This is a genomic window from Pseudoalteromonas sp. 78C3 (assembly GCF_002836695.1).
Taxonomy (GTDB): Bacteria; Pseudomonadota; Gammaproteobacteria; order Enterobacterales; family Alteromonadaceae; genus Pseudoalteromonas; species Pseudoalteromonas arctica.
Map to the genome: position 1 here is coordinate 60849 of NZ_PJAV01000138.1, position 8873 is coordinate 69721.

The 8873-nt window shown below is 39.4% G+C and carries 9 protein-coding genes; 4 read left to right on the top strand and 5 right to left on the bottom strand.

Annotated elements, in window-relative coordinates:
• Window positions 1-41: 41 nt before the first annotated feature.
• Window positions 42-1079, top strand: a complete 1038-nt coding sequence (gene rluF / locus CXF76_RS08710; RefSeq protein WP_101163461.1) for a 23S rRNA pseudouridine(2604) synthase RluF — start codon at window positions 42-44, stop codon at window positions 1077-1079.
• Window positions 1080-1101: 22 nt separating this feature from the next.
• On the opposite strand, the gene CXF76_RS08715 is transcribed toward rluF, so the two are convergent.
• Together CXF76_RS08715 and CXF76_RS08720 are read right to left on the bottom strand one after the other, a co-directional pair.
• Window positions 1102-1686 carry a hypothetical protein gene (locus tag CXF76_RS08715; RefSeq protein WP_101163456.1) on the bottom strand — a complete coding sequence of 195 codons (585 nt, stop codon included), beginning with the start codon at window positions 1684-1686 and terminating at the stop codon, window positions 1102-1104.
• Window positions 1687-1745: 59 nt separating this feature from the next.
• The gene (locus CXF76_RS08720) at window positions 1746-2003 is read right to left on the bottom strand and encodes a MetJ regulator of methionine regulon (RefSeq protein ID WP_101163457.1); all 258 of its coding nucleotides are present in this window, start codon (window positions 2001-2003) and stop codon (window positions 1746-1748) included.
• Window positions 2004-2245: 242 nt separating this feature from the next.
• Here CXF76_RS08720 and CXF76_RS08725 point away from each other — a divergent pair, with 242 nt between their 5' ends.
• A complete protein-coding gene (locus tag CXF76_RS08725) occupies window positions 2246-2578 on the top strand; it encodes a PBPRA1643 family SWIM/SEC-C metal-binding motif protein (RefSeq protein WP_101163458.1) in 333 nt (110 codons plus the stop codon).
• A 110-nt stretch (window positions 2579-2688) separates the two neighbouring features.
• On the opposite strand, the gene CXF76_RS08730 is transcribed toward CXF76_RS08725, so the two are convergent.
• Entirely contained in the window at window positions 2689-5757 is a 3069-nt protein-coding gene (locus tag CXF76_RS08730) for an efflux RND transporter permease subunit (protein ID WP_024591779.1), read from the bottom strand.
• Between the two features lie 2 nt (window positions 5758-5759).
• Window positions 5760-6842, bottom strand: coding sequence for an efflux RND transporter periplasmic adaptor subunit (locus CXF76_RS08735; RefSeq protein WP_024591780.1), 1083 nt, complete (start codon window positions 6840-6842; stop codon window positions 5760-5762).
• 122 nt (window positions 6843-6964) lie between these two features.
• Between CXF76_RS08735 and CXF76_RS08740 the strand changes: the two genes are divergently transcribed.
• On the top strand, window positions 6965-7867 hold the full coding sequence (locus CXF76_RS08740) for a LysR family transcriptional regulator (RefSeq protein ID WP_010552989.1): 903 nt from the start codon (window positions 6965-6967) through the stop codon (window positions 7865-7867).
• Complete coding sequence (locus tag CXF76_RS08745) at window positions 7857-8162, top strand: MGMT family protein (RefSeq protein WP_024591781.1); 306 nt, start codon at window positions 7857-7859, stop codon at window positions 8160-8162. The genes CXF76_RS08740 and CXF76_RS08745 overlap by 11 nt, the downstream gene beginning before the upstream one ends.
• Window positions 8163-8322: 160 nt before the next feature.
• Here CXF76_RS08745 and CXF76_RS08750 read toward each other — a convergent pair whose 3' ends face one another.
• Window positions 8323-8595, bottom strand: a complete 273-nt coding sequence (locus CXF76_RS08750; RefSeq protein ID WP_157823345.1) for a hypothetical protein — start codon at window positions 8593-8595, stop codon at window positions 8323-8325.
• Window positions 8596-8873: the final 278 nt, after the last annotated feature.

Here is an 8873-nt window from a genome sequence, read left to right on the forward strand (position 1 = left end):
TTTACACTACTCGCCTTAAAAATTACTACGCTATAAGTGCCATGACCGAATTAAAACGTTTAAATAAATTTATTAGTGAAACAGGATTTTGTTCACGCCGCGAAGCCGATAAATATATTGAGCAAGGTCGTGTCAGCGTTAATGGCTACTCACCAGAAATGGGCGTAAAAGTAGCCGCTACCGATGTTGTATTAATTGATGGTAAGCCTCTTAAAGCCACGCCAAAGCGCGTTTACATTGCCTACAATAAACCCGTTGGTATAACGTGTACTACCGAAAGTAAAATTCAAAGTAATATTATTCGCGCGGTAAATTATCCTACGCGTATATTCCCAATAGGGCGCTTAGATAGACCGTCTGAAGGGCTTATATTTTTAACTAACGAAGGCGATATCGTTAATAAAATTTTACGTGCGGGCAATAATCACGAAAAAGAATACGTTGTTACGGTAGATAAACCGCTTAATCGTCAGTTTGTTACAAAAATGGCGAATGGTGTGCCTATTTTAGATACCGTTACTAAAGAATGTAAAGTAACGCAAAGTGGCCCCAAAGAATTTAAAATAGTACTTACTCAAGGTTTAAACCGTCAAATACGCCGCATGTGTGAATACTTAGGCTACGAAGTTGTAACCTTAAAACGTACGCGCATAATGAACGTAACACTTAAAGGTTTAAAAGTAGGGCAGTGGCGTCATCTATCAGATATTGAAATGGCGCAAATAAACGATTCGATTTCTGATTCTGGTAAAACTCAAGAGCACTCGCTTGATACTAATAAGCAATCAGAAAATAATGCACCTTTCGCACCTAAAAAACGTGATTTTCAGGGCGAAAACCCACGACGCTTTAATAATGGTGATCGAAATAGTGAGCGTAGTAATGAGCGAAATACAAATCGTAACTCTGAGCGCAGCAATGCTAACGGAGAGCGCAAAAATGAGCGCAGTAATACTCCTTACCAAAAGCGTTCTACAACGTATGTGGGTAAGCCAAAAAGCATTAAAGAGAACAAGTCGTCTAATGCTAAATCAGACTCAAAACCAAGTTCGGACCGTATTCTCAGTCTAAAAAAATAATGTGCAGCTAAGTGGTATTCTACTACCACTGTATTTCTTGTACTATGTTACCAAGTGGGCTTTTAACGCCCACTAAGTTTACGTTGTTATTTTGCAAACCCACCAATCTACCTTTATCTAAATACCATCTAAAAGTGTGCTTTTTATAGCTTTTTAAATCCAGTACAGTCAGTTTTGCGCAACTGTATTCATAATCAGTTGGACAAGTACCTACTTCGAGTAACTGATATTCTTGCTGCCATATATTATCGCCGTATTTATTTGCCAGTAACTTTACTGAAATACATACTGACGTCCACAACCATAAGTAAATTAAAATAGGTAAACCAATTGGTATAAATACTGAGCGCAACTTCCCGTGTTCAACAATATAATCCTTAACCGTATGTTTAAATTCAAAGTTATTATTGTATTTTTTATATAGGTGCCTAAATAAAGCAACCGATAACACGATCGTCATTATTGGAAATAACGTAAATGTTAAAGTGTCATACATACCATTGGGGATAAAAGCGGGATCGGCTTGTTCATCCCATGCAAGCAAAACCAATGGAGGAGCCGTTGCTATAAGTAATAAGGCGCTGTTGAATAGTTGTTTAAAGGTCACGGGGTATTCACTTATAAAATACTGCTTGTATAAAGCTCAAATTAGCGCTTAATGTTTAGCTATTGAATGCTAAAACCAATATAAAATAAGAGTATACCTAAATAAACTGCAATCGCCGATAATGCGTTTTTAGAGCGCAAGCGCTTAACAAGGTCGCGTGTGCCATCAACTATACCGGAAATAACCAGTAATATGCCCCCTGTAAAACGGTAGTTGTTTAAGTTCACGTTATCATTATCGTCAGTTATAAAGCGTAAATAACCAAAAAGTATAAAAAGACTGCCTGCTATTAGTACTGCAATTTTAAAGTTTTCCAATGCTTATCCATAATATTGAGTTAGATACTAAAACGCCACTAAGTTGAGTCATGATAATTTTACTATATTTCGAATTTAAATTTTGCCTAAATCCATTAAATGGCCTCATTATGTCGCTATATTAGGCGTATATACGCTAAAGCCTGATTTATATTGTGCATTAGCAAGTACACCTTAGTTATATGTTGGGTAAGCTGTTAAGATGCGCCGTCTTAATAATGTAGAAAGGTTATAGAAGTAACATGTCAAAATTTTTCTTTATGGGTAAGCCCGACATAATGGGTAAAAATAACAGTAATGGATTTGCGCCAAATCGTACCGCAAAGGTAGGCACAGAGTTGCACCCGTTAACGCTAATTGTAAACTCAGCTGAACGACAATCAGAAATAGAAGCAATACTAGAAGAGCATTCGCTGTTTGCTTCAATTGAAGTTAAAGAAGACGTACTAGAAGATATTCGCGAACTAGACTTTGCGCTTAGCAAGTCAACACCACAAGTATTTGATAAAGTACCAGAGCGTAACGCACCCTGTGTATGTGGTAGTGGCAAAAAATATAAAAAGTGTTGCGGTTAGTTTCTTAACAACTAAATATGTAGCCTTTCTTTTTTCATCGGTATTAAATAAAAATGCCACAGGATTTTGAGCCTGTGGCATTTTTTAATGTTAACCAATTATATGTTTAACTACTTACGTGGCTCGTAATCAATTCTAAATATAACTGTGTAAAGTACTGGCACTACAATTAGAGTCAAAATTGTAGCAAAGCCTAAACCAAACATAATCGTTACCGCCATTGATTGAAAAAACACGTCAAATAACAGCGGGATCATACCCAAAATAGTGGTTATAGCTGCCATTGCAACCGGTCGTACACGGCTCACACCAGAGTCAAATACGGCCTCATAGGGCGATTTACCTTCCCTTAATTCAAGATTTATTTGATCAACTAATACAATACCGTTTTTAATTAGCATACCGCTTAAGCTTAACAAACCAAGTAGACCCATAAAGCTAAACGGAGCATTCATTGCTAACAAGCCCGCGCTTACACCAATAATAGCCAAAGGCACAGTTGCCCAAATAACAAGTGGCTGTTTAAGTGAGTTAAAAAGTAATACCGTGACTGCAAACATCGCTAAATAACCCAGCGGTAATGAGCCAAATATTGCTTTTTGCGCCTTGCTTGATGACTCAAACTCGCCGCCCCATTCTAGTTGGTAACCACGCGGTAGTTCCATGTTCTCTATCGGACCGCGAATACGGGCAAATAGTTTTGCAGGTGTTTCATCCCCTAATACATTATTATCGGCCATTACTGTAATAGTACGTTTGCGATCGCGGCGCATTATTAGGCTGTCTTCCCACTGCACATCAAATTCGTCTACAACCTGAGTCACTGGTACAAATACACCCAATACTGGGCTGTATATTTGAAGGTCGTGTACGCTTTCTACGTTTAAGCGCTCGTTAGCGGGAGAACGGGCAATAATGGGTAGCAACTGCGTGCCATCGCGATATACGCCCACTTGTTTACCCGATAAGCTCGTTAGTAATACATTGTCTAAATCTGATTTACTAATACCTAATCGACGTGCTTTTTGCTCGTTAAATTGCGGGCGAATCATTTTGGTACGTGCGCGCCAGTCATCTCGAATATTGAATGCACCGTCGTCCTTGCCTAATATCTCTTTGGTTTTAGCGGATAACTGCCTTAATACCACGGGGTCAGGACCCGAAAAACGAGCTTCTATTTTTGCATCAGTAGAGGGGCCAATTTCCATAGGTTTAATTTTAAGCTGTGCAGAGAGTGCATAATTGTGTGAGTAATCACGCACTGTTTGCATTACAGTTGCTACGGCTTCTCTGTTGGAAACACGAATAATTAATTGCCCGTACGCTGGGTATGATTTTTCTGGCGCGTAGGTAAGCATAAAGCGCGGTGCACCTTGGCCTGTTGTACTTGTTACTTCTTCAACAAGCTGTTCTTTTAATAAAAACTGTTCAAGTTTTTTAACGCCCTCAAGGGTTGAGCGAATATCAGAACCTTGCTCTTGCCAGTAATCTACATAAAACATAGGCGTATTAGAGGCAGGAAAAAACGACTGTTTTACAGAGCCAAAACCAACAACCGCTGTACACAGTAAAACAACCATTAATATAAGCGTGGTTTTTCTAAAGTGCAGCGCTAAATCTAAAATCGCTTTGTAACCATTAAAAATAAAGCCTTTGTATGGGTCTTCATCTTCTTGGCCTTCTTCGTTTTTAAATTCGTTTTCTTTAAACATTAAATTAGCAAAAAATGGCGTTAGCGTAATTGCTGTTATCCAGCTTAATAAAAGCGAAATAAACAACACCCAAAACAAGCTACCGGCAAATTCACCACTGGCATCAGAGCTTAAACCAATTGGCGCAAAGGCAGTGACTGCAATTACTGTTGCACCTAGTAAAGGCCATTTTGTTTGCTCAACAATATTAACAGCCGCTTTGAGTTTTGTTTGGCCACGTTTAAGGTTTATAAGTATGCCTTCGGTGACGACTATTGCGTTATCAACCAGCATACCAAGCGCAATAATAAGTGCCCCAAGCGATATGCGTTGCAAGTCGATAGCAAACAACTTCATAAATATAAACGTACCCAGTACGGTAAGCAGTAAAATACCACCAATTAAAATACCGCTTTTTAAACCCATAAATAACAGCAGGACTACAATAACAATCGCAATGGCTTCAAGTAAGCTGATAATAAAACCATCAACCGATTTTTGAACCTCTTGTGGTTGGTTGTATACAGAATTTATATGAATACCATGAGGGCGTTGATATTCAAGTGATGCTAAATGCTCGTCTATGTTTTTACCCACATCAACCACGTTAACACCCGACATAAACGACACGCCAATAAGTAAAGCTTGCTGAGAGTTATAACGAATAATGTTATTTGGTACTTCTGCATACTCTCTGTAAACCTTTGCAACATCGCCTAAATAAATAAGTTCACTTTCACCCGATTTTGAAATAAGCAACGTTTCGAGTTCTTTTACGTCTTTAAATTCACCGGTAGGGTGCAGGCGAATTGATTCATCGCCCACGCGAATTTTACCCGCGTTAGATACCGTGTTTTGCGATTGCAATAACTGGAATATATGGCTTGGCGCAATACCTAATTGAGCAAGTTTACGCGTAGAAACTTCAACCATTACTTGCGCTTGTTGTTCACCCGCTATTGTTACTTTACTTACGCCTTTAACCAATACCAGTTCACGTTTTAAAAAATCGACGTAATCTTTAAGCTCGTCATACGAATAACCATCACCGGTTACCGAATACATAACACCGTAAACGTCGGCAAAGTCGTCCAAAATAGTGCTTGGGTAAACACCACTGGGTAATGACGGAGAAAGGTCGTTAATTTTTCGACGCATTTCATCCCAAATTTGGCGGAGTTGTTCCTTACGATAAGTGCTTTTCATTTCAACAGTAATTTGTGATTTCCCGTTAGATGAAATAGACGTAACGTAATCAACATAAGGTAATTGCTGAATCGCGTTTTCAATCGGAAAAGTAACTTCTTCTTCAACTTGCTGCGGCGAAGCGCCAGGGTACATGGTAATAACCATGGCTTTTTTAAGCGTAAACTCAGGGTCTTCTAGTTGCCCTAAATCAAAGTACGACACACTACCGCCAATTAATAGCAGCAGCGTAAACATCCAACTGATTACTTTTTTCTCTATGGAGAGTTGTGCAAAGCTCATAATTATAAGCCTCGCTCTTTATTCCATGCTCTTACTTTCATGCCTTCTTTTAGTGAATGCACACCGGCAGAAACCACAATTTGGCCTTCTTCAATACCGCTTAATACTTCAATACCATCGCGGTGCAACTGGCCAACCTTTACAGCTTGTTTGTGCACTTGGCTAGTTTTTGAATCAAAAAGCCATACGTAGGCGTTATCTTCAATTGATTCTTGCGGCTCAGAAAACACCGACTCGATAGGTAATATTGTATAAGCAACTTGCGAGCGTGTTACTTTACTTAAATCTATAAGCACGCTACCCGTCATACCCGCTAGTAAATTAAAGTCCTCAGGTACTGGTAGCGAAAACACAACTTTATAGGTAAGCGTTGCAGGGTCAGCTTGGGTGTCCCACTCTTTGATATCAAGTGTGTATTCTTTATCGTCAAAGCCATCAAACTTTACAGTAGGGTGGTAATCGGTGCCTTTTTTAAGGCGAGCGATTATTTTTTCAGGAACCTGGATTTCTACATCCATTAAATCGCGTGTTTCTAAGCGTAATATATTTTGCTTTGCTTGAATATTTTCAAAGTTTTTAACAAACACCTTAGCGACAGTGCCTGAAAATGGTGCGCGTAGTTCACTGTATTCAAGGTTCGTTTGTGCAATTCTAAATGCAGATTCAGCAATTTGCATATTAGCAGTGGCTTGATCTAATTCTGATTGGCTGGTGATTTTTTTCTCAAACAATTGCTCAATACGGCCAAGTTGTGACTTTGCCAATTCAAAGCGCGCTTTACGTTCGTCAAACTGTAATTGAAAATCTTCTGGATCCAGTTTTGCTAATAAATCACCTTTTTCAACGTGTTCACCAGCAAGAACCGGAAACTTAACAAGTTCGCCGTTTACCCTAAAAGCAAGGTAAGAGCCTTGGTTTGCAACAACTTCAGCAGGAAAACTACGAATGTTAATTTGCGTATCATGACCTATGTTGAATAATTTAACAGGGCGAATAGGCTCTTCTTTAACTTGTTGTTCTGGCTCAGAACAGGCTATTAAGCTAAGTAAGGTCGTTGTTAATAAACATAGACGAAAGAGTTTCATGTCTTCTCCGTTGCAATCATGGCAAAATAATTAAGTGCAGCATACGCTGCAAACATATAAAATAAAAATCATTAAATTTTAGAAACTCAATAAGTTTTATTTATGATGTTGCAGGGCGGTATATGAAGCTGAATCAATTAATAATTTTAGATGCCATAGTGCAAAGCGCAAGCTTAAGTGGAGCAGCACTAAAGCTACATAAAACGCAGCCCGCGCTTACACTCGCAATTAAAAACTTAGAAGCCAAAATAGGATTTGAGTTACTAGACAGAAGTAAGTACCGATTGCAGCTTACTGAAAAAGGGCGTGTTTTTCACCGCGAAGCGCAGCAACTACTGCATGCCAACGACGAGCTGGCACAGCTCGCTAAAGAATTGGCATTAGGTAATGAACCCCAATTTAGAGTTTGTTACGAGCAACTTTGTCATATGCAGAGTTATAACGAGATCATAAGTAATACTTTTAGGTTGTTTACCAGCACAGAGTTTAGCTTAACCAGCGGGAAGCGCTTTATTTCATTAGAGCAAGTAAACAGTGGGCAAGCCGAATTAGGCATTGGCCCGTGGTTTGATTTATTTCATGCAACAGGCGATTTAGAAAGCGTACCCATAGGCAGGCTCGATATTGGCATTGTGAGCGCTAAAGGCGTACTCCCTCAAAAACTCACCTATAGCGAACTGCAAACGTATCCGTGTTTAGCCATGTTTGAAAGTGACTTGAGTATCGACAGCGACAGGCTATCGTACTCAAAAGGCTCCGCCATGATGAAAATTGATGATGTATCGACCCTAAAATCGTTTTTACTCTCAGGTGCGGGTTGGGCAATGATGAGCCTAGAGCACTGCGACCCTGAAATAAAAGCAGGCTTACTTCAAGAAATACACATAACTGACCGAGAGCATAAATTTAGCGCGCAAATTAGAGCCTTTAGGCAGCATGCAATGCACCACGGCCCTGTAGCGCGTACTATCTGGGAGCAATTTAAACAATTAAGTAAGGAATATTCTAACAACAATGGATATTGATAAAGAAACGCTTATTTATACTGTTATCGCAGGCATACCAGTAGGAAAAGTAGCAAGTTACGGGCAAGTTGCAGCACTTGCGGGCTACCCGCAAAACTCACGGTTGGTCGGGCGCTTATTAAAAATGATGCCAAACGACTCGGTTATACCTTGGCACAGGGTAGTGAATAGCCAAGGTAAAATATCATTCCCTGAAGGTAGCGAAAAATACCAAGAACAACGCGAAAAGCTACTATCAGAAGGCGTACTGTTTAAAAACGACAAAGTGAATATACGCGAGTGCCGGTGGGAGTGATGTGACTATTATTGGCAGGTAAGTGCCAATTGCGGACGTTGATAACGCCGCCTTATGCGGACAACAATTGTGGGGTGAAATGCGTAGCAAAACAAATCGTAACTCACTGTTTTTTTTGTTTAGTTTAAATACCTTTCTTATGTAGCATAAAAACTCAACATCACGAATATACATTGGCTAAAGCTACAACGGCATCGGAAAACATTATAAACTCTTCTTCATTGCTGAAGCTTACGTTGTTTGCATCCCCAATACAAAAACGTGCTTTCTCAGATGACCAACGTAAAATGTAATAATCCTTTGTACCTAGCCATAGCTCACCGTCCTGCCACCACTCGAATATGATGATTTCATCACAACCATGTACAGCAAATGAGTCCAAACAAGGAACTTCTGCAACTTGTAAATAAAAGGAGGTTAACTGTTTAGTCACCTCATCAGGAACACCATGGCCATGAGCTCTGAGTTTAAATATCGTTAGAGACTCCTCAGGTGCCGACTTGACCCTACAACAATGTTCTTGAAAAATAGGCTCTAACACATTTATGACATGTTGCATGATTATCCTCCAAGCTACATAACGGCTTTATCAGTGGACACTTTCCCTATTCTAGCGCGAAAACGCCCTTATTTTATGAGTTTCTATTAATAGCAAATAGTGTAAGTTATTGCCATTAATAAATATTATGCTTAGGAAAGGTTATTTTACTA

Bases quoted from the DNA above. Each gene is read 5' to 3' on its own strand.
- CXF76_RS08730 (WP_024591779.1), bottom strand. From the start codon at position 5,757: ATGAGCTTTGCACAACTCTCCATAGAGAAAAAAGTAATCAGTTGGATG.
- rluF (WP_101163461.1), top strand. From the start codon at position 42: ATGACCGAATTAAAACGTTTAAATAAATTTATTAGTGAAACAGGATTT.
- CXF76_RS08735 (WP_024591780.1), bottom strand. From the start codon at position 6,842: ATGAAACTCTTTCGTCTATGTTTATTAACAACGACCTTACTTAGCTTA.
- CXF76_RS08745 (WP_024591781.1), top strand. From the start codon at position 7,857: ATGGATATTGATAAAGAAACGCTTATTTATACTGTTATCGCAGGCATA.
- CXF76_RS08740 (WP_010552989.1), top strand. From the start codon at position 6,965: ATGAAGCTGAATCAATTAATAATTTTAGATGCCATAGTGCAAAGCGCA.
- CXF76_RS08725 (WP_101163458.1), top strand. From the start codon at position 2,246: ATGTCAAAATTTTTCTTTATGGGTAAGCCCGACATAATGGGTAAAAAT.